The sequence below is a fragment of the Nocardiopsis mwathae genome (assembly GCF_014201195.1).
Classification (GTDB): Bacteria; Actinomycetota; Actinomycetes; order Streptosporangiales; family Streptosporangiaceae; genus Nocardiopsis_C; species Nocardiopsis_C mwathae.
The window spans coordinates 5,256,506-5,276,896 of sequence record NZ_JACHDS010000001.1; the positions used below are offsets into that span (position 1 = coordinate 5,256,506).

The window sequence follows — 20,391 nt, forward strand, 5'->3', positions numbered from 1 at the left end:
GCATCGGGATCACGGGGTGCCCGCCAGGGTCCGGTCCCACGACGCCGCCGCCAGCCGGTCGAGGACGCCGGCCGCCGCACCGGAGTCGACGGCGTGCGCCGCCGCGCCCAGGCCGTCGGCCAGAGAGGTGGCCAGGCCGCGGATCCACAACCCGGCCGCTGCGTTCAGCAGCACCACGTCGCGCGCCGGACCGCGCCGACCGGCCAGGACACCGGTGATCACCGCGGCACTGGCCGCTCGGCCGCCCCCGGCCAGGTCGGCCGGGCGGGACGGGGCCAACCCCAGCTCCGCCGGGTCGATCCGCAGCGGGCGTACCCCGCCGCCCTCCACAAGCGCGGCCGTGGACGGCGCGCCGGTGCTCAATTCGTCCATGCCGTCCTCGGCGTGGAACACCAGACCCCGTTCCACCCCCAGCCGCGACAGGACCGCGGCCATGGGGGCCACCAGCGCGGGCGCGGGAACACCCAGCACCACGTAGCGGGCGCGCGCCGGGTTGCACAGCGGCCCCAGCAGGTTGAAGACCGTCCGCACGCCCAGCTCGCGGCGGACCGGGGCGATGTGCCCGAACGCCGGGTGGAACGACGGCGCGTACAGGAACGCGATACCGGCCTCGGACAGGCAGCGCGGCGCGTCGTCCGGGCCGCCCTCCACCCGCACACCCAGCTCCTCCAGGACGTCGGCGCTGCCGCACCCCGAAGAGGAGGCGCGGTTGCCGTGCTTGGCCACGCGCGCCCCGCCGGCCGCCGCCACGATCGCGGCGGCCGTGGAGATGTTGAAGGTGTCCAGCCCGTCGCCGCCGGTCCCGCAGGTGTCCAGGACGTCGGGGCCGAAGGGGACCGGCACCGCGTGGTCGCGCGCGGCCCGCGCCGCCCCGGTCAGCTCGTCGACGCTCGCTCCGCGCGCCGCCAGCGCCGCCGCGAAGGCCGCGATGTGCGCCGGGGCCGCCGCGCCGCTCATCATCGTGCGCATCGCCGCGTACGCCTGCTCCTCGGAGAGCACCTCTCCCCGGGTGATCCGGCCGATCTGTTCACGCATCGGAGTCCTCCTGAAGGAAGTTGGCGACGATCCGCCGGCCGTCGGGCGACAGCACCGACTCCGGGTGGAACTGCACCCCGTAGGTGGGGTGGTCACGGTGGCGGACCGCCATCACCGTGCCGTCGTCCGCAGAGGCGGTGACGCGCAATTCGGCCGGGATCGCCGCGGGGTCGGCCGCCAGCGAGTGGTACCGCGTGGCGGTGAAGGGGCGCGGCAGCCCGGCCAGGACCCCGCTGTCATCGTGGTGGATGGCCGAGGTCTTGCCGTGCAGCGGCCGGGTCCGCACCACGCGCCCGCCGAACGCGGCGACGACGCACTGGTGGCCCAGGCACACGCCGAGGATGGGCAGGCGGCCGCTGAGCGCGCGCACGGCGTCCAGCGACACCCCGGCCTCCGCCGGGCTGCAGGGCCCGGGGGAGACCACGAGCCGGTCGTATCCGGCCAGGTCGCCGGGGGTCACCGCGTCGTTTCGGTGCACCTCGGGGCGGGCGCCCAGCTCGGCCAGGTAGTGGACGAGGTTGTAGGTGAAGGAGTCGTAGTTGTCGACGACGGCGACGCACGGGCCGCGCCGCGCCACCCGGTGGGTCATGACAGCGCCTCCGCGTTGTGGACGGCGGTGAACATCGCCCCGGCCTTGTGCAGGGTCTCGGCGTACTCGGCGTCCGGGTCGGAGTCGGCCACCACCCCCGCCCCCGACTGCGCGTACACCTGCCCGTCGGCGATGACCAGCGTGCGCAGGGCGATCGCCAGGTCGGCGTCGCCGCCGAAGCCGATGTGGCCGAGCGCGCCCCCGTAGACGCCGCGCCGCTCCGCTTCCAGCTCGGCGATGATCTCCATGGCGCGGATCTTCGGCGCACCGCTCAGCGTCCCGGCGGGGAAGGTCGACCGCAGCGCGTCGAGGCTGTCGGTGCCGGGCGCCAGGTCGCCGACGACGGTGGAGGACAGGTGCATGACGTGGGAGAAGCGCTCCACGTCCATGAACCTCTCCGGGTGCACCGTGCCGGGCACGGCCACCCGCCCGATGTCGTTGCGGCCGAGGTCGACCAGCATCACGTGCTCGGCGCACTCCTTGCCGTCGGCGCGCAGCTCGCGCTCCAGCTCCAGGTCGGCGGCGGAGTCCGCGCCGCGCGGGCGGGTTCCGGCCAGCGGCCGGGTCCGCACCCGTCGCCCCTGGGTCTGCACCAGCAGCTCGGGGGAGGCACCGATGACGTGGCGGCCGCCGCCGAGGTTGAGCTGGTACATGTACGGGGAGGGGTTGACCGCCCGCAGGTGGCGGTAGACGTCGATCGGCCGGGCGCGCAGTGGCTTGGCGAACCGCTGCGACAGCACGATCTGGAAAGCGTCCCCGGCCAGGATGTACTCGCGGGCGCGGCGCACCCGGTCGGTGAACTCGGCGCGCGTGGTGGTCGACCGCCAGCCCGTCGGCGGCGCGCCGCGCGGCGGAGGCGGCGGGAGGGGACGCGGCGCCTCGGGCCCGGGTTCGCCGGGCGCGGGGGTGAGCACACGCTCGTGCATCCGGTCGATCCGGCGCAGCGCCGCGTCGTACTCCTCGTTCTCGGGCCGGTGCACCGTGACCAGCAGCAGCCTCCGGGCGGCGTGGTCCACCACCGCCAGGTCGCCGACGTGGAAGAACGCCGACTCCGGCAGCCCCGGTGCCGCTCCCGAGGGTGCGGGCAGCCGCTCGAAGTGGCGGGCGCCCTCATAGCCCAGGTAGCCGAACACCCCGCCGTGGAACGGCGGCAGGCCGGGCACCGGGGCGGCGGGGCGGCCGACGAGCGCGCGCAGGGCGCGCAGCGGGTCGGTGTCGGCCGCGGGGACGTGCTCGGGCCGGTGGCCGATGTAGGAGTAGCGGGCCGCGCCGCCGCCGACCGACGCCCCCTCCAGCAGGAAGCCCGGTTCGTCGGCGCGGCACAGCCGCGCGAACAGGGTGAGGGGGCTGAGCGTGTCGGCGAGGTACTCGCGGTAGACGGGGATGAGGGCGTGGTCGCGGGCGAGGTCGGCCGCCTCGGCGCGGTTCGGTCGGGCGTCGAGCGCCGGGAGCGCCCGTGGCGCAGTGGTGGCGGGTTCGAGGTCGACGGTCATGGCGTCCGGCCTCCCTTGGGGTCGGCGGGGGCGTGCGGGCACCGTGGGGCGGTGCCCGTCCTGCGGGTGGTGGTGACGCGGGCGCCGTCGGCGGGCGCCATGAAGATGCCCTGCTGCCGCGCCTCGGGGAACGGCCCGATGGGGTGCAGGCGGCGGGCGGACAGCAGCACGGCGGCCAGGACCCGCATCTCTTCCTGGGCGTAGTTGCGTCCGACGCACATCCGGTTGCCGCCGCCGAAGGCCGCCCAGGAGTACGGGCAGGCGGTGCCCTCCAGAAAGCGCTCCGGGCGGAACTCCAGCGGGTCGGCGTACACCTCGGGGCTGCGCTGCAGGAGGTAGGCGCAGTGCACCAGGATCGTCCCGGCCGGAAGCAGGTGCCCGTCGATCTCGTAGGGGGCGGTGAGCATCCGCACCCCGTTGAGGCCCGAGACGGGGTGCAGCCGCAGCGTCTCGGTGATGACGGCCTCCAGGTAGGGCAGGTCGGCGTACGCCTTCCGCGGGGCCGGGAGCAGGGTGAACCGCTCTCCCAGCTCGGCCATGACCCGGCGGTACACCCCGGGGTGCCGGGCGATCCGTGCGAACACCCACGACAGGGTGTTGGCCGTGGTGGAGAACCCGGTGTAGAGCAGGCTGAACACCTCGTCGCGGATGACCTCGGGTGTCAGTGAGGCGTCGCCATGGGCCGCATGCCGCTGCAGTGCGGCGAGCAGGTCGTCGCGGCCCAACTCGTCCGAGCGGCGCAGGTGGGACCCCATGCGGGCGGCGACGAACGCGCGGATCTCGGCGTCGGCGGCGAGCACGTCCTCCAGAGCTTGGGCGGCGTTCTCGGTGCGCGGCAGCAGCGCGGCCAGCTCGGCGCGGTCGGCCGCGGGCAGGTTGCCGCACACGACCTCCACGATGATCTCCGCGGTGATCGCCTGCAGTTCGAGGAAGAGGGAGACCTCCCCGCCCTCGGGCCAGTGGGCGGCCCGCCCTTCGGCGACCGCGGAGATCAGGGCGGTGTAGTCGCGGGCGCCGCTCAGCTCGGGCCGGATCCGGGCGCGGCGCCTGCGGTGCTCGGGGCCGTCGATGTAGGCCACCGACTCCTCTGGAGTGCCGAAGAAGACGGCGTTGGCGTGCGCCCCGCTCACCGTCTCCCCGCCTGCGGTGTACATCCGCTTGATCTGGTGCGGCCGGGTGAGGAACACCCACTTGCCGTTGTTGCGGGCCTCGACGAACCGCTCGTTGCCCAGCGCGCCGAGATCCAGGGTGAACATGGTGCCGTGTTCGCGGTGCAGCTCCTCCAGGTAGCCGAAGGGGTCGCGGGCGAACCGGTCACGCTGCGCGGCCGGGTCCGCGGCGGGTCCGGGCGGCAGGCTTGTCGACAGCAGGGTCGGCGACATGGGCAACGTCCTCCTCGGGGGTCTCCTCGGTCATGTCCGCGGCGGCCCACCGGACGGCGTCGACCAGCCGGGCGACGACCGCCCGCGAGGTCCGGTGGTGCATGATGCAGGCCCGGACGACCAGGCCTTCGCCGGGCAGCTCGGTGGTGGCGACGTACACGTCGCCGGTGGCGCAGATGCGGCGGCACAACCGCTCGGTGAGGCGGGCGCCGCGCGGGCCGTCGGCGGCGGCGCGGAACGCCACCACCGGCAGGTGGGCGGGGCCGCGCGGCAGCACCTCGATGCCGGGTAGCGAGCGCAGCCGGGCGGTCAGCTCGTCGGCGAGGTCGAGCTTGTGGTCCAGGCTGCGCTCGAAGGCGTCCACACCGTGCAGCTTGATCGGCAGCCACGCGGTCAGCCCGCGCATCTCGCGGGTCAGCTCGGGGCCGTAGTTGCAGAAGTCGACGTGGTCGTCGTCGGAGGTGAGCTCGGGGATGTAGGCGGCGCCCGGTACCGCGAACGCCTCCCGCAGCCGCGCCTGCTCGCGGACGAGCAGCGCGGAGGTGCCGTGCGGCAGGAACAGCGACTTGTGGGCGTCGACGGCGATGGAGTCGGCCTCCTCGATGCCGTGCAGCAGTTCGCGGCCGCGGGAGGTGAGCCGGAAGAACCCGCCGAAGCAGGCGTCGGCGTGCATCCATATTTGCTCGGCCGCGCACAGCCGGGCGATGGCGGCGAGGTCGTCGACGGCGCCGGTTCCGGTGGTCCCGGCGGTGGCGACGACGCACGCCGGGGCCAGTCCGCGGTGCCGGTCGTGCTCCACGAGGCGGCGCAGCTCTCCCAGGTCCATCGTGTAGTCGGGGCGGGTGGCCACTGCGCGCACCCGGTCCTCGGGAATCCCCGCCATGCGGGCGGCCTTCTTCACCGAGAAGTGGCCCTGCGCGGAGACGTACACCGTCGCGCGGGAGCGCCCGTCCTCGGTCATCGCCTCCAGGGCGCAGCGCACCCCCATGAAGTTGGCGATCGACCCACCGGTGGTGAGGTAGCCGAAGGACCCCTCGCCGTAGCCCAGCATCGAGCAGAACCAGCGGATCACGTTGGTCTCGATCTGGGTGAGGCCGGGGGTGGCCGCCCACACTCCGATGAAGCGGTTGAGCAGCCGCGACACGAACTCGCCGACCGCGCCCTGGAACAGCCCGCCGGAGGGGACGTGCGACATGAAGCCGGGGTGCGGGTGGACCATGCCGCTGGTGGCCGCCTCGTCGAAGACCTCGGCGAGCAGCGGCTCCAGGTCGGTGCCTCGTGCGGGCGCGGTGTCCTCGCGCAGGGCGTCGGCCGCCGTACGGCCGTCCTGGTAGTCGGCGGCGGTGCTCTCCTGCAGGTAGGAGGCGGGGTACTCGCCTCGGTTGAGGGCGTCGCGGTAGCGCAGCACGCGCAGGGCGACGGTGTCGAGGAGGCGGCGCACCTCCTCGGGGCGGAGTTCGAGCTCGGAGTCCTCGGAGCCGTCGGGCAGCACGGGGATGTCGGCCCCGGCGGCGCCCGGGTAGGCGCCCACGATCCGGTCGGCCTCGGTGTCGATGTCGAAGTGCCGGCACAGGTCGTCGACCACGGCGCTCTGCCGTTCGTGGCGCCGTACCACCTCGTCGTAGGGCAGGTCGGTGAAGGCGACCATGTGGTAGAGCGGCATGAAGTCGTCCGGCCGCTCCGTGAACAGGCGCTTGTCCAGCCGGTCGCGGGCATGGTAGGCGTGCTCGCCGGTCTGGTCGGTGAGTTCGCGCAGGTTGCGCAGGGACAGGTCGGCGATGGCGTCGCCGGGGGCCTTGCGCAGCTCGGTGAACGACGCCAGGGCGGGGGCGACGCCGGCTGCCCCGCCGATGCGCATGCGCTGTTCGAGGATGCGGAGGAACTCGCGGACGTCCTCGAAGCTGCAGTTGATGCCCTGGCCGTAGAAGGGGACCATCGCGTGGGCGGCGTCGCCGATGAGAACGGTGCGGCCGTAGTGGTAGGGGTGGCACTTCACCGTCTTGAGGGACGCCGGCGTGGTGGTCAGGAAGTCGTCGGCCAGGGACGGCAGGAACTGCACAGCGTCGGCGAAGTTCTCGCCGAACAGCGCCTCGACGCCGACGGTGTCGTGCACCGAGGAGAACGCGGGGGCGCCGTCGGCGCTCTGCAGCGGCATGAACAGGCTGGCCGTGTAGCTGAGGTCGACGTTGGGCTGGGCGAGCAGCATGAACTCCCCGCGCGGCCACACGTGCAGGCCGTGCTCGCCGCTCTCCGGGCGGGTGGGGTCGCGGAAGGCCTGGAGCAGCGCGTGCCCTCCGCCGCGCGGCGGCATCTGCAGCTCGATGTAGCCGTGGTCGATGTACTCCTGCGAGATGCGCATCCGCGCGCCGCGTCGCGACATCTCGGCCCGCACCACGCTGTTGGCGCCGTCGCAGCCGATGAGCAGGTCGGCGGCGACCTCCTCGATCGCCGACCCGCGCACGGCGAAGGTGGCGGTGGCGTTCTTGGGATCGGCCCCGATGCACTCGTGCCCGAAGTGGAAGTGCGCCCCGGCCCTGGCCGCCTCCTCCAGCAGCGCCCGGTGCAGCACCCCGCGCGGGATGGACAGCAGGTGGTGCTCGGGCGCGGTGCCGTAGCGCTGGTAGATGAGCCCGCCGTCGCGGTGGTGCACCACCCGCTGCGGCAGCGGCACGCCCCGCCGGTAGAGGAGGTCCACGATGCCGGTGTCCAGCGACCGCAGGCCGCGCGCTGTGAGCGTCAGGTTGAAGGAATGCCCTTTCGCCGGCGGGATCCGGCGGATGTCCTCCCCTTTCTCATAGATGTCGACGTGGAACGAGTACTTCCGGAGCCCGATCGCCACCAGACAGGCGACCGGCCCCGCTCCGACTATCGCGACTCTGAGGGAACTGCGTGGTCTCCCCAAAACAACCCCTAGTGCGCTCCGTCTTCTTGCATGTCTTCAGGAACGCTAGGGAGGAGGACTCTCGAAGGCCTCTGCCACCGTTCTCGCCGCGGTAGCCCCGCACTCTTCGGGAGCGTTCTCGTCACAGTGCGCACGCACTCGACACGATCAGGGGAACGTGGCACCTCTTCATGTGCCGAGGCCGGCGATGACCTCACCTATGGCGCGATCCAGGCGGCGCGTCGAGGGGCGTAGCTCCGCTGTGCGGGTGACCGCCTCTCCCAGCCATTCCGGGTCCCCTAGGCGGTGGGCCGCCTTCGCCGCGGTCGTCTGCTTGAGCAACGCATCCAGAAGGAAGATGTGGCGGAACCGGTAGCGGTGCTCGTGGTGGGCGTAGTTCATCAACACGTCCTCGTACGGATGGCGCAGATATGCGTAAACGGAGCAGGCGTGAGGACCGGCGATCGTCCTGCGACTTGCGAAAGAGTCGATCAGTATTCCCGCGGTGCGAGTGGCCGCCCACGCTCGTGCGGTGGCGTGCACCCCCGGGCCGTCCACGAACCTGGACCACGGAATGACGGCGAGCGGTTCCGATGCCGCGAGCTTGCGATACTCCATGCCGTCAGAGGTGAGGACGAGGCACAACCCCTACTTCCGGTAGGGATCGCCGATGACCCACCGATCCCCGACCAGCTCCAACGGCCCGAATGCCTCTGCCATGATCCCCCTTCGGCCGTCCTCGCGGTGAACCCGCAAACCCTACTCCCGTGTCACCACCCGACCGCAGCAGCCGGTCGCCCCGCCTCGGCGGGGGTGCCTCGATGCTTCTCGTCAAGCAAAGTACAGATCGACGACCAGAGCACCGGGCCGGAGAGATAGATGGACGACTGAGGTATATTCGCTGGCACAATGCGCATTGCCACAGGGGGAACGTCAGTGGAGCGGCTTGAGATCCAGGTATTCCTAACGCTCGCAAAGGAATTGCACTTCGGCCGTACCGCTGAGCGCCTTTTCATCTCCCGGGCCCGGGTCAGCCAGAGTGTCCAGAAGCTGGAGCGGGCTATCGGCGCCCCGCTGTTCGAACGGACCAGCCGCAGGGTCCGGCTCACCCCTCTCGGGCAGCAGCTGTATGAGGATATCGAGCCCGGCTACCGGCTCATCAAGGCCGGTGTCGCCAGGGCGGAGGCCGCCGCGCGCGGCGTCGACGGAGTCCTGAGAATCGGGTTCCTCGGCGCCGCGGCAGGCGAGTTCGTCCTCGATGCGATCGGCGCGTTCACTGCGCGTTACCCCGGAACAGACGCCCAGATCAAGGAAACTCAGATCAACAGCATCATCACTCCGCTGCGCGCGGGGGACGTGGATGTGTTGGTCACCCAGTTCCCCATTGACGAGCAGGATCTCACGTCTGGCCCGGTGGTTTTCTCCGTGCCTCGGATGATTGCCGTGCCAAGGCGGCATCCGCTGGCAGAGCGGACGTCCGCCTCTCTTGAGGACTTGGCCTACAACAAGGTATTCGCATGTATCGGTGAAGTGCCGATGTACTGGCAGGAGCACAATACGCCGTTGCGCACCCCCAGCGGTCGACCGATCGAGCGCGGAGAATCAGCGTCCACTCTGCAGGAGACACTCGCTCTCGTCGGTGCCGGCAAGGGCATATCCCCGGTAGGGGCCGATGTCGCCCAGCACTATACACCTCGGGGTGTGATATATGTCCCGTTGGAAGATGTCGAACCCCTGGAATACGGACTCGTGTGGCGAACAGCAGGGGAGAACGCCAGGGTTCGCGGGTTCGTTCGGGCATGCATGGACACTGCCACCGCAAAGCAGGCCTGATCGGTAAGCCTGGCTTACCGATCGTCGTATTTTTCGGCATTGTTCCAGGTCAACGGATCGTCGACAGTGGCTTCATGTCCAATGGTCGTTTGAAGTCGACGCCCCCGTCGCGTGGGGAGTCCCGCTGGCCTGCGGCGCTGATCGCCCTCGCGCTCGGCGCGTTCGCCATAGGCACCACCGAAGTCGTTATCGCCGGTCTCCTTCCCGAGATTTCCGTCGAATTCGGTATCTCCATCCCGACCGCGGGTTCCCTGGTCTCCGGATACGCACTGGGCATGGTCGTGGGCGCACCGCTGCTGGCCGCGCTGGGTACGCGAGTGCCCCGCAAGTCCATGCTTGTGGGGCTGATGGTCGTCTTCGTCGTTTCGAGCGTGATCAGTGCCCTGGCACCCGACTACACCGTGCTGATGGTGGGCCGGGTCCTGTCCGCCCTGGTCGGGGGCGCCTATGTGGGTATCGGTGCCGTCGCCGCCGCCGATGTGGTGACCGAAGACCGCAAAGCCAGGGCGGTCGCCATCATGTTCATGGGGTTGAGTATCGCCAACGTTGTCGGTGTTCCCGGGGGTACGGCTCTCGGGCAGACACTGGGCTGGCGCTCCACCTTCTGGGCTGTCGGCATCCTCGGAGTGATCGTCCTCCTCGGTGTCCTCAAGCTCGTCCCCTTCTCACCCGTGGCGGAAGGCGCGAACCTGCGGAGCGAACTGGCCGTGTTCAAGCGGGGCCGCCTGTGGCTGGCCTACGGTGCGACGGCCCTTGGCTGGGCACCCGCTCTCGCGGTCGTCACCTACATCGCTCCGATGCTCACCGACGTCTCCGGCTTCTCTGACAGCGCAGTCCCGATGGTGCTGGTCCTGTTCGGTGTGGGCATGGTCATCGGCACTCCCATCGCCGGCCGACTCGCCGATCGGGCGCTCATGCCGACGCTGTACGGCGTTCTCATCACGGTCAGCGCCTCCTCGGTGCTGCTGCTTTTCGCTGTGCACAACAAGTTCACGGCCGTGGCCGTGTTCATCGTCTTCGGTGCCGCGGTGGCGGCGGTCATTCCGCCGGTACAGGCCAAGGTGATGGCTACGGCCGAAGGGGCTCCGAATCTGGCCTCCGCCTCCAACATCTCCGCCTTCAACATCGGCAACGCCGTCGGCCCGTTCCTCGGCGGGATGACGATCAGCGCCGGATTCGGCTACACCTCGCCCATCGGGGTCGCCGCTCTGCTCGGCGGGGGAGCACTGATCTTCGCCCTGCTGTGTGGCGTGGCCGACGCTCGGCACCGCAGCCGTGTGACGGCCGTTGCCGCAACCTCGCAGCCTGCGGCGGACCAGCAGATCGAAGTGCGGCACTGAGGCCCGGCCCTGACCCCGCCGGGTACCGGGACCCCGCACCGACCCGCAGGTCCATCATGGCCACCGAAACGCATACGGGCGCCCTTCCCGGAGGAAGGGCGCCCGTATGGCGATTCATCTCAGTGCGCACTCGGGAGGATTCGAACCCCCAACCTTCTGATCCGTAGTCAGATGCTCTATCCATTGAGCTACGAGTGCAGATTCTGTTGTGTGTCCCCCTGGGGCGCTGCGGCTCCCTGAGGACGAGTAAGACTCTACCAGAGTGTTCGGGACGCTTTTGACGGATTATCCGCGGGTGGGGCCCGGGTGTGAGGCAGGTGACAGAGAGTGGGCTCCGCCCGCGGGAGGCGCGGTGCGGTGGGTCAGCCCGCGGTCTGCTTCAGGACGTCGGCCCAGATGGAGGCGGCGGTGTCGATCTGGTCCTCGGTGACGATCAGCGGGGGGATCATCCGCACGACGTTGCCGTAGGGGCCGCACGTCAGCAGGAGGAGGCCGTTGTCGGCCGCGATCCGGTGGGCGCGGGTGGCGGTGTCGGTGTCCGGGCTGCCGTCGGGGGCGGTGAACTCGTTGCCGATCATCAGGCCCAGGCCGCGCACGTCGCCGATGACCGGGTGGGCCTCGGCGACCTGGGCGAGGCTGCGGTGCAGCCGCTCGCCCATGCGGGCCGCGTTGTCCACCAGGCCCTCGTCCTCGATGACGTCGAGGGTGGCCAGGGCCGCCGCGCACGCGACCGCGTTGCCGCCGTACGTGCCGCCCTGGGAGCCCGGCCAGGCCTGTTCCATCAGTGCGGCCGGGGCGGCGATCGCCGACAGCGGGAAGCCGCTGGCCAGGCCCTTGGCCGTGATCACGATGTCGGGGCGCACGTCGGCGTGGTCGTGCCCCCAGAACCGCCCGGTGCGTCCGAAACCCGTCTGCACCTCGTCCATCACGAGGAGGACGCCGTGCCGGTCGGCGCGCTCGCGCAGGCCGCGCAGGAACGCCGGAGGCACGGGCACGTAGCCGCCCTCGCCGAGCACCGGCTCGATGAAGATCGCGGCGGTGTCCTTCGGCGCGGTGACCGTCGCGAACTGGTAGTCCAGCTCCCGCAGCGCGTGGGCGACGGCCTCGTCCTCGCTCATCCCCCACCGGTAGGCATACGGGAACGGCGCCACCACCACCCCCGGCATGAGCGGGCCGTGCCCCGCCCGGATCTTGACCCCTGACGTCGTGAGCGAGGCCGCACCCATGGTCCGCCCGTGGAAGGAGCCCTGGAACACGATGGCGTTCTGCCGACCGGTGGCGTGCCGGGCGAGTCGCAGCGCCGCCTCCACGGCCTCGCTGCCGGAGTTGACGTAGAAGAGGCGGTCGATCCCCTCCGGCAGGACCGTGCCCAGCCGCTCGGTCAGGTCGAGCAGCGGCCGGTGCATCACGGTCGTGTACTGGCCGTGGACGAGCGTGCCGACCTGGCGCCGCGCCGCCTCCACCACCCGGGGGTGGCAGTGGCCGGTGCTGGTGACGCCGATCCCGGCCGTGAAGTCGAGATAGCGGCGGTCGTCCTCGTCGTAGATGTAGACGCCCTCGCCGCGGGCGGCGAGGACCGGGGTCGCCTGCTTCAGGACGGGGGAGAGCCGGGCCGGCTGGTCAGCCATTGACGAACCTCTGTCTGTAGTCGTCGTGCGTCTTCGTCGTGGTCGTCTTCGGGGGTCGCGGACTTCGTAGGATTGTTGACAATCAGCGGCACTATGGAATCATCCGCCCTGAAGCGGTGTCCAGAGCGCGCCTAGCCCTACCCCGTCAGGCGCCGGGTATCCGCTTCACCGCGGGAAACACGCGACACGTCGGCGGTGGGTTGGCGGGCGCCCCCGCGGGAAGGGTCGTCCACGCAGGCGGACATGCCCGGACCGCGAGCGCACGCCCGGATCGGAAGGGAATGCACAGGCGATGACCGTTGCAGACGCGGAGACGCGGGTCGTTGAGCAGGTCTCCAAGCGGCTCCTCATCGGCGGACGCTGGCAGGACGCCAAGAACGGGGCGACCTTCAAAGTCGAGGACCCCTCCACCGGATCGGTGCTGTGCGAGGTCGCCGACGCCGCGCCCGAGGACGCCATGCTGGCGCTGGACGCCGCGGCCGAGGCGCAGCCCTCGTGGGCCCGCCACGCGCCGCGCGACCGCGGGGAGATCCTGCGGCGCGGCTACGAGCTGCTCATGGAGCGCCAGGACGACCTCGCCCTCCTCATGACACTCGAAATGGGCAAGCCGGTCGCCGAGGCCAAGGGCGAGATCGCCTACGCCGCGGAGTTCTTCCGCTGGTTCTCCGAGGAGGCCGTCCGCATCGAGGGCGGCTACTCGCTGTCGCCCAACGGCCAGGCCCGCTTCCTCATCATGCGCCAGCCCGTCGGCCCGTCCATGCTCATCACGCCGTGGAACTTCCCCATGGCCATGGGCACCCGCAAGATCGGCCCGGCCATCGCGGCCGGGTGCACCATGGTGCTCAAGCCGGCGCAGCAGACGCCGCTCTCGGCGCTCGCCCTGGCCGACATCCTGCGCGAGGCCGGCCTGCCCGACGGAGTCCTCAGCGTGGTCCCCACGACCGACGCCGGCGGGGTCACCGAGCCGCTGCTGCGCGACGGCCGCATCCGCAAGCTGTCCTTCACCGGGTCCACGCAGGTCGGCCGCACGCTGCTGGAGCAGAGCGCCGCCCAGGTCCTGCGCACCTCCATGGAGCTCGGCGGCAACGCCCCCTTCCTGGTGTTCGACGACGCCGACCTGGACGCCGCCGTCGACGGCGCCATGCAGGCCAAGATGCGCAACATCGGGGAGGCGTGCACCGCCGCCAACCGCTTCTACGTCCAGGCGGACATCGCCCCCGAGTTCGCCCGCCGCCTCGGGGAGCGCATGTCCGAGCTGCGGCTCGGCCGCGGCACCGAGCAGGGGGTGCAGGTCGGCCCGCTGATCGACGCCAAGGCGCGGGAGAAGGTGCAGTCCCTGGTGGACGACGCGGTCGGCCGCGGCGCCAGCGTCCTGGTGGGCGGCGGCCCCGGCGAGGGCGACGGCTACTTCTACCGGCCGACCGTCCTGTCCGATGTCCCCAAGGAGAGCGAGCTCTCCTCGACCGAGATCTTCGGCCCGGTCGCCCCGGTCATTTCCTTCGAGACCGAGGAGGAGGCCCTGGCCGCCGCCAACGACACCGAGTACGGGCTGGTCAGCTACGTGTTCACGGAGAACCTGAAGCGGGCGCTGCGTGTCTCGGAGGAGCTGGAGACCGGCATGGTCGGGCTGAACCAGGGCATCGTGTCCAACCCGGCGGCCCCGTTCGGCGGCATCAAGCACTCCGGCCTGGGCCGCGAGGGCGGCCGCGTCGGCATCGAGGAATTCCTCGAAACGAAGTACGTCGGGATCGGCGGGGTGTAGCGCGGTTCCGGAGGCCTGTGGGCGGGGTGCTGCCGTCCACAGGCTGTTGACGGGCGTGGCGGTGCGGCGGAGCGCCCGGAGATCACCGGCCGCTCGGCGCCGCCGACTCCGGGTCCGCCAGTCCGCCCGCGGCATCGTCGCCGTTCGCCGGGTCGTTGATCCGCTCCACCGTGTCGAGCATGTGCGCGGTGATCAGCCGCAGCAGCGCCTCCTCGTCGCCGTCGGCGATGGCGTCGAGCACCTTGCGGTGCTCCTGCACCAGCTCCTCGGGCTCGGGGTAGGCCGCCTGCATCACGGTCAGGCACATGCGCGTCTCCACCAGCAGCGTCTGGGCCATCCGCTCCAGCCGGGAGTTGCCGGAGCAGCTCACCAGTGTCCGGTGGAACGCCTGGTCGGCGTCGCTCATGGCGACCCGGTCGCGGGTCGCGGCGGCGTCGACCAGCCGCTGCAGCGCGGCCGTCAGCCGGGCGGTGGCCTCGCCCCGGTTGCCCCGCATGATGAGCTCGCAGGCGGTGCGCTCGATCGCGAGCCGGGCGACGTAGACGTCGCGCACGTCCTGGGCCGTGAGCTCCCGGACGAACAGCCCGCGGTGGCGCTCGCTGCGCAGCAGCCCCTCCTGGACGAGCCGCTGCATGGCCTCCCGCAGCGGGCCGCGGCTCACCCCCAGCCGTCCGGCGAGGTCGGTCTCGCCGAGCTGGTCCCCGGGGGCCAGCTCGCCGTACATGATGGCGGATCGGAGCTGGTCGGCGATGAGGGCGGCGGTGGACCTCCGGGGAACGGGTCGAAGTCGGCCTGGGGAGTTCATGACATCCGCACACCTATCTATGGCGTCTGCTCGGGTGAATCGGTCGGGTGGTCGGGCGGTCGACCCACCGCGCTCGGGGCGATCGAATCGGGTGGTCCGGGCCGATTCCGACCTTAACCTCCCGAACATCGCCGACCGCCACCGTCGCGCGGTGCGCACTACCTTCTCCTACCCGCGCCCTCGCCGCGTATGGCGGCCTCATCCGTCGACCACCACCCGGTCCGCCTCGGCTCCGGGCGCGGGGGCGCCCGCGGCGAACAGCGCTCCCAGGCCGTCGCGGGGCGCCGTCGCCCCCGCCAGTCGCAGCCCTTCCCACACGCTGACCTGGTTGGCGGTCAGGACGGTCTTGCCGAGCCGCGCCTCCAGGTCCGCCAGGATCGCGGCGGTGTGCAGCGCGGTGTCGGGGACGAGGACCGCCTCGGCGTCGGGGTGGTCGTCGGCGGCGACGAAGTCCAGCACCTCGGCGGCGGCCAGCGTGCCCACCTCCGCCGCCGTGACGATGCCGCGCCCGGCCCGCGCCACGACCTCGACGCCGCCCTCGCCCAGGAAGTCGGCGAAGAGCAGCGCCACGTCCGCCGGGTAGGTGGCGGCGATCGCCACCCGCCCGACGCCCAGGTGGCGCAGGGCGTTGACGAACGCGAACGACGTGCTCGACGCGGGCACGCCCGCCGCATCCCGCACGTCGGCGACCTGCCGCCGCGCGCCCTCCCAGCCGAACACGAAGCTGCCGCTGGTGCACGCCCACACCGCCGAGTCGACGCCCAGCGCCCGCAGCTCGCGCGCGCCGTCACCGAGCACGTCGGAGCCGCCGATGTCGAGCAGGGCGTCCACCCGGTGCGCGTCCTCCCGCATCAGGGTGTGTACGAGGCGCAGCGTGACATCGCCGCCGATCAGATCCTGCAGGATCGGGTAGTCGTCCTGGGCGCTGTACCCGGGGTACAAGAAGCCGACAGTGGGCATGCGCGGGTCCCCTCTCTCCCTCTTCTTCTCCATGGCGGTTCCTTCGAGGCGGTTCCTTCGAGCCGGTCGTGTCGCCGGTGGTGCCGACCGGGTCGGACCCCCGCGCCCGCCGAACGCACGCTCTTCCGGCGGCGGGCGGAGGGCGCGGGGACGGTCCTCAGGCGGCGGTCGTCCGGTCGGTGGCGTCGACCAGGTGCTGCCCGTGCGCGACCGGGCGGCGGCCGATGGCCTGCAGGGCGGCCCACATGGTCACCTGGTTGGCGGCCAGGACGGGCTTGCCCAGCATGCGCTCCAGCGGCGCGATGATGTCGTAGGTGAGCACGTTGGTGCAGCTGATGAAGACGGCCTCGGCCTCCGGCCGGTCGGCGTCGCGCACCGCCTGCACCACCTCCGAGTAGGCGACCTTCCAGATGTGGTTGAGCAGGCCCAGTCCCACGCCGGACACGGTCTCCACCCGGTGGTCGCCCAGGTAGCCGGTGAGCCGCTCGGTGACGCTGTCGACGTACGGCGTCACCACGGCCAGTCGGCGCACGCCCAGGGCGTCGAGCGCGCGGATGAGCGCGCCGGAGGTGGTGACCGCGGCGGGCGCTCCCGCGTCGACGATGCTCTTCCACAGCAGCCGCTCACCGTCGGCGCCGTTCACGAAGCTGCCGGACGCGCAAGCGTAGGCGACCACCAGCGGCTCGGGCGCGAGCAGGTCGCGGGTGGCCCGCGCGACGTTGGTGCCGTCGCTCAGCGCGGCCGCCTGGTCCACGGTCACCGGGACCGGGACGAACGGCAGCCGGGTGACGTACAGCGAGACGTCGTCGGGCGCCCACCGCCACAGCTCGCGGTCGAGCGCGAAGTCGTAGGGGGCCACCACCCCCACGCCGGACTGCCGCGGAGTGTCCGCGACGGCGGAGAGCTCGACGACGTTGGGCTGCGTATCGGGCGCGGGCGGCGTTCGGCCGAGCAGGGGCGCGGGGTCCCCCGCGTGGTCGAGGAGGACCCGCTCTTCGCGATCGTCACCGCGCGCCGGGTCTCCGGCATGCCGATCGATGCGCATCGGTCACTCACCTCCATTCTTCTCGTAGGGAGCAACGGACGGATCCGGGGTGGTCTCGGTTCCGCGGGGCAGGACGCCGCGGTGCTACTGCAGGCGCCGGTAGACGAGGCGTTCGCCCACGCTTCCGGAGCGCCAGACGTCGTTGCACGCCTCGGCCATGGGGGCGAGGCCGTCGACGATGGTGGCGTAGACGTTGCCGGGTACCCACCCGACATCGCCGTTGAGCAGCAGGTTGTTGCGGCCGTAGAAGATGGCCAGGTCGATCACGCCGGGCAGGTCGCCGATCCCCCTCTCCTCCTTGAAGCGGCGGTCGAGCATGCCGCCGTGGAAGGAGAAGTACACGACATCCCCGGGGATCGGGGTGACGGTGGGGTTCTCCTGGCCGGGTTCCTCGGCGGCGAACCGGGGCACCATGGCGTACACCTCGTTGCGGGCGTACTTGGCGTGGTAGACGTCGCCGCCCTGGGGAAGCGCCGTCCAGACCGCCTCGCAGGTGCGCGGGGCGTCCTTGTCCAGGAGTTCGGCGACGCAGGAGACGCCGCGCTTCTCCAGGGCGATGGTCATGTACCGGGGCATCGTCGGGCCGGCCCTTTCGTCGTCGGGCTAACGGGGTCCGCGCCCGGCCGCACGGACGGCGGTCCACCGGGGCGGCCGGAGTGCGGTCTCTCCCCTGCACGGCAGGGGAACGCAGCGCAGGAGCAGGGATGCGGTTCGGCGGCGAACGGTGATGCGGGAAGATGAGCGCACACCGTCGACTTCGACCGCGGCGGTCACGGCCGCCGCGGATTGTCGACAATCATACGATCGCATCGGCCGACGCGGCAATGCTCGGCCCCCGCGCCGTGCCACGTGCCCGTGGAAACCCGGCCTTCGCCGCCCGGACCAGGGTCGAAGGGATCATTGTTGACAATCCTACGGGCGCTCCCTAGCGTGGCAGTGGTCTTGAGGAACGCCGTACCGACCACCCACGACGTGCACCAGGGAGTCGCCCTCGTGTCCGCTGCCCCCCGGCCAGCACCGCACCTCGTCATCCTGCACGGCGACACCCTGCCGCCCGGCCACGAGCGGATCGACGCCGACCCCCGGCTCGCCTCCGTCCGCTACGCCACGGCCGACCGCCTCGCCGAGGTCCTCCCCGGCGCCCATGCCCTCTTCGTCTGGGACCTCTTCTCCACCGCCGTCGTCGCCGCCTGGCCGAAGGCCGACGCGCTGCGCTGGGTGCACGCCGCCACTGCCGGCGTCGACAACCTCATGTTCCCCGCGCTCGTCGACAGCGACGTCGTCGTCACCAACTCCCGCGGCGTGTTCGACCGGCCCATGGCCGAGTACGTCCTCGGGCTGGTGCTGAGCTTCGCCAAGGACCTGCACGGCACCCGCGACCTGCAGCGCGACCGGGTGTGGCGGCACCGCGAGACCGAGCCCATCGCCGGTCGCCGCGCCCTGGTCATCGGCACCGGCCCCATCGGCCGCGCCATCGCCGCCCAGCTCGCCGCCGCCGGGATGACCGTCGAGGCCGCCGGCCGCACCGCCCGCACCGGCGACCCCGACCTCGGCGACATCGTCGCCGCCACCCTCGGCTCCGGCGGCCCCGACCTCGGCGACGCCCTGCCCCGCGCCGACTACGTCGTCGTCGCCGCACCCCTCACCGACGCCACCCGCGGGCTCATCGGTGCCCGCGCCCTGTCCCTGATGAAGCCCGCGGCCCGGCTGATCAACGTCGCCCGCGGCCCCATCGTCGACGAGGGCGCGCTGGTCCGCGCGCTGCGCGACGGCGCGATCGCCGGGGCCGCGCTCGACGTCTTCGACACCGAGCCGCTGCCGGAGGCCTCCCCGCTGTGGGACCTGCCCGGGGTGATCGTGTCCCCGCACATGTCCGGCGACATCGCCGGCTGGCGCACCGAACTCGTGCGCCTGTTCACCGACAACCTCGACCGGTTCCTGCGCGGCGAGGAGCCCCGCAACATCGTCGACAAGCGCAGGGGGTACGTCTCCGGCCCCTGACCGCCGGCGCCCGCCCCCGCACCGCCCCACCTCACCTCCATCGACACGTCGATCCGTTGGCCCATCGGCCAACCCGCCGAAACGGAAACGAGGACGCTGACATGAGTACCGGGTTCGAGGGGCTGGACCGTTCGGCCGGGCAGGCGGTGCCCGAACAGGGGGCGCCCGGCCGGTTCGCGACACGCGGGGAGGCGGAGCAGCTCACCGCGCTGTCGGCCACCGACCTGGTGGCCGGATACGAGAAGAGGAGCCTTTCACCGGTCGAGGTCACCGACGCCGTGCTCGGCCTGATCGAGCGGGAGAACCCCGCCCTCAACGCCTTCTGCCTGGTCCGGCCCGACGAAGCACGCGAGGCCGCCCGCGCCTCGGAGGAGCGGTGGCGGCGCGGCGAACCCCAGGGACGGCTCGACGGCGTGCCGACCTCGATCAAGGACATCCACCTCACCCGGGGCTGGCCCACCCTGCGCGGTTCCCGAACGGTCGACCCCGACCAGGACTGGCCCGAGGACTCGCCGGTGGTCGCGCGGCTCCGCGAGAGCGGCGCGGTCTTCGTCGGCAAGACCACCACCCCCGAACTGGCCTGGAAGGGCACCACCGACAGTCCCCTCACCGGCATCACCCGCAACCCGTGGGACCTGTCCGTGACACCCGGCGGGTCCAGCGGCGGCTCCGCCGCCGCGGTCGCCTCCGGCATGGGGCCGCTGGCGACCGGCACCGACGGCGGCGGCTCGGTGCGCATCCCGGCGAGCTTCACCGGCACCTTCGCCCTCAAGCCGACCTACGGCGTGGTCCCGCACTACCCCGCCAGCGCGTTCGGGACGTTGGCCCACACCGGGCCGATGACACGCACCGTCGCCGACGCCGCGCTCATGCTCGACGTCATCGGCGTCCCCGACCACCGCGACTGGCTGGCCTCACCCGCCCCGGCCACGCCGTTCTCCGCGGCCCTGGAAAACCCGGTGCGCGGCCTGCGTATCGCCTACAGCCCGACTCTCGGCCACCTGGAGGTCGAACCCGAGGTCGCCCGCGTGGTCGACGACGCCGTCACCGCCTTCGCCGAACTGGGCGCCCACGTGGAGCAGGTGGACCCGCAGCTGGGCGACTGCCGGCGCGATTTCCAGATCCTCTGGTACACCGGCGCGGCCAAGGCCACCGAGCGCCTCGGCGAGCAGCAGCGCACGCTGCTCGACCCCGGCCTGCGCGAGATCATCGAGGAGGGGCTGGCCTACAGCGCGCAGGACTACCTCACCGCCATGGACACCCGCATGCGCATGGGGCGGATCATGGGCAGGTTCCACGCCGCCTACGACCTGCTGCTCACCCCGACGATGCCGATCACCGCGTTCGAGGCCGGTCGGGAGGTCCCGCCGGGGTCCGCCGACCGCCGTTGGACGTCCTGGGCCGGGTTCAGCTACCCGTTCAACATGACCCAGCAGCCGGCCGCCAGCGTGCCCTGCGGCCTCACCGCCGCCGGACTGCCGGTGGGGCTGCAGGTCGTCGGCCCCCGGCACGCCGACGGTCTGGTCCTGGCCGCGTGCCGCGCCTTCGAGGAGGCCCGCCCCTGGGCGCATCTCTGACCCCGGCGGGCGGAGCGGGATTCGGGACCTTCGGCCTTCCCCTTTCGAGTCCTTCGGCGT

16 protein-coding genes and 1 tRNA gene are annotated in these 20,391 nt (G+C 71.9%); 5 read left to right on the forward strand and 12 right to left on the reverse strand.

Annotated features, from left to right (window positions below; all coding sequences use genetic code 11):
• Positions 1-9: 9 nt before the first annotated feature.
• The 6 genes from trpD to HNR23_RS23050 all read right to left on the reverse strand — a co-directional run bounded on the left by trpD (position 10) and on the right by HNR23_RS23050 (position 7,998).
• Positions 10-1,035, reverse strand: coding sequence for an anthranilate phosphoribosyltransferase (gene trpD / locus HNR23_RS23025; RefSeq protein WP_184078642.1), 1,026 nt, complete (start codon positions 1,033-1,035; stop codon positions 10-12).
• Positions 1,028-1,624: an anthranilate synthase component II gene (locus HNR23_RS23030; RefSeq protein ID WP_184078644.1), complete on the reverse strand. Its 597-nt coding sequence runs from the start codon at positions 1,622-1,624 to the stop codon at positions 1,028-1,030. Before HNR23_RS23030 ends, trpD begins: the two co-directional genes overlap by 8 nt.
• Positions 1,621-3,117, reverse strand: a complete 1,497-nt coding sequence (locus tag HNR23_RS23035) for an anthranilate synthase component I family protein (protein WP_184078646.1) — start codon at positions 3,115-3,117, stop codon at positions 1,621-1,623. The genes HNR23_RS23030 and HNR23_RS23035 overlap by 4 nt, the downstream gene beginning before the upstream one ends.
• On the reverse strand, positions 3,114-4,499 hold the full coding sequence (locus HNR23_RS23040; protein ID WP_184078648.1) for a cytochrome P450: 1,386 nt from the start codon (positions 4,497-4,499) through the stop codon (positions 3,114-3,116). The genes HNR23_RS23035 and HNR23_RS23040 overlap by 4 nt, the downstream gene beginning before the upstream one ends.
• Positions 4,432-7,401 carry a pyridoxal-dependent decarboxylase gene (locus HNR23_RS23045; protein WP_246421837.1) on the reverse strand — a complete coding sequence of 990 codons (2,970 nt, stop codon included), beginning with the start codon at positions 7,399-7,401 and terminating at the stop codon, positions 4,432-4,434. Before HNR23_RS23045 ends, HNR23_RS23040 begins: the two co-directional genes overlap by 68 nt.
• A 168-nt stretch (positions 7,402-7,569) precedes the next feature.
• Positions 7,570-7,998 (reverse strand): hypothetical protein, encoded by a 429-nt coding sequence (locus HNR23_RS23050; RefSeq protein ID WP_184078654.1) that lies wholly within the window; start codon positions 7,996-7,998, stop codon positions 7,570-7,572.
• Between the two features lie 318 nt (positions 7,999-8,316).
• Between HNR23_RS23050 and HNR23_RS23055 the strand changes: the two genes are divergently transcribed.
• The gene (locus tag HNR23_RS23055) at positions 8,317-9,213 is read left to right on the forward strand and encodes a LysR substrate-binding domain-containing protein (protein ID WP_184078657.1); all 897 of its coding nucleotides are present in this window, start codon (positions 8,317-8,319) and stop codon (positions 9,211-9,213) included.
• A complete protein-coding gene (locus HNR23_RS23060) occupies positions 9,132-10,553 on the forward strand; it encodes an MFS transporter (protein WP_343070682.1) in 1,422 nt (473 codons plus the stop codon). Before HNR23_RS23055 ends, HNR23_RS23060 begins: the two co-directional genes overlap by 82 nt.
• A gap of 125 nt (positions 10,554-10,678) precedes the next feature.
• Here HNR23_RS23060 and HNR23_RS23065 read toward each other — a convergent pair.
• Both HNR23_RS23065 and HNR23_RS23070 read right to left on the reverse strand, forming a co-directional pair.
• A tRNA-Arg gene (locus tag HNR23_RS23065) sits at positions 10,679-10,751 on the reverse strand.
• A gap of 164 nt (positions 10,752-10,915) precedes the next feature.
• A complete protein-coding gene (locus tag HNR23_RS23070; RefSeq protein ID WP_184078659.1) occupies positions 10,916-12,181 on the reverse strand; it encodes an aspartate aminotransferase family protein in 1,266 nt (421 codons plus the stop codon).
• Positions 12,182-12,473: 292 nt separating this feature from the next.
• On the opposite strand from HNR23_RS23070, the gene HNR23_RS23075 reads away from it, so the two are divergent.
• Positions 12,474-13,943 (forward strand): NAD-dependent succinate-semialdehyde dehydrogenase, encoded by a 1,470-nt coding sequence (locus HNR23_RS23075; protein WP_184078661.1) that lies wholly within the window; start codon positions 12,474-12,476, stop codon positions 13,941-13,943.
• A gap of 82 nt (positions 13,944-14,025) precedes the next feature.
• Here HNR23_RS23075 and HNR23_RS23080 read toward each other — a convergent pair whose 3' ends face one another.
• The 4 genes from HNR23_RS23080 to HNR23_RS23095 all read right to left on the reverse strand — a co-directional run bounded on the left by HNR23_RS23080 (position 14,026) and on the right by HNR23_RS23095 (position 17,317).
• Entirely contained in the window at positions 14,026-14,748 is a 723-nt protein-coding gene (locus tag HNR23_RS23080) for a GntR family transcriptional regulator (protein ID WP_184078663.1), read from the reverse strand.
• A gap of 198 nt (positions 14,749-14,946) precedes the next feature.
• On the reverse strand, positions 14,947-15,708 hold the full coding sequence (locus HNR23_RS23085) for a maleate cis-trans isomerase family protein (RefSeq protein WP_184080771.1): 762 nt from the start codon (positions 15,706-15,708) through the stop codon (positions 14,947-14,949).
• Positions 15,709-15,865: 157 nt separating this feature from the next.
• Positions 15,866-16,753 (reverse strand): maleate cis-trans isomerase family protein, encoded by an 888-nt coding sequence (locus HNR23_RS23090; RefSeq protein ID WP_184078665.1) that lies wholly within the window; start codon positions 16,751-16,753, stop codon positions 15,866-15,868.
• An 84-nt stretch (positions 16,754-16,837) separates the two neighbouring features.
• Positions 16,838-17,317 carry a DUF3830 family protein gene (locus HNR23_RS23095; RefSeq protein WP_221308225.1) on the reverse strand — a complete coding sequence of 160 codons (480 nt, stop codon included), beginning with the start codon at positions 17,315-17,317 and terminating at the stop codon, positions 16,838-16,840.
• A gap of 408 nt (positions 17,318-17,725) precedes the next feature.
• Here HNR23_RS23095 and HNR23_RS23100 point away from each other — a divergent pair, with 408 nt between their 5' ends.
• Together HNR23_RS23100 and HNR23_RS23105 are read left to right on the forward strand one after the other, a co-directional pair.
• Positions 17,726-18,754, forward strand: coding sequence for a D-2-hydroxyacid dehydrogenase (locus tag HNR23_RS23100; RefSeq protein WP_394353833.1), 1,029 nt, complete (start codon positions 17,726-17,728; stop codon positions 18,752-18,754).
• A 101-nt stretch (positions 18,755-18,855) separates the two neighbouring features.
• Positions 18,856-20,331: an amidase gene (locus HNR23_RS23105; RefSeq protein ID WP_184078671.1), complete on the forward strand. Its 1,476-nt coding sequence runs from the start codon at positions 18,856-18,858 to the stop codon at positions 20,329-20,331.
• Positions 20,332-20,391 lie beyond the last annotated feature (60 nt).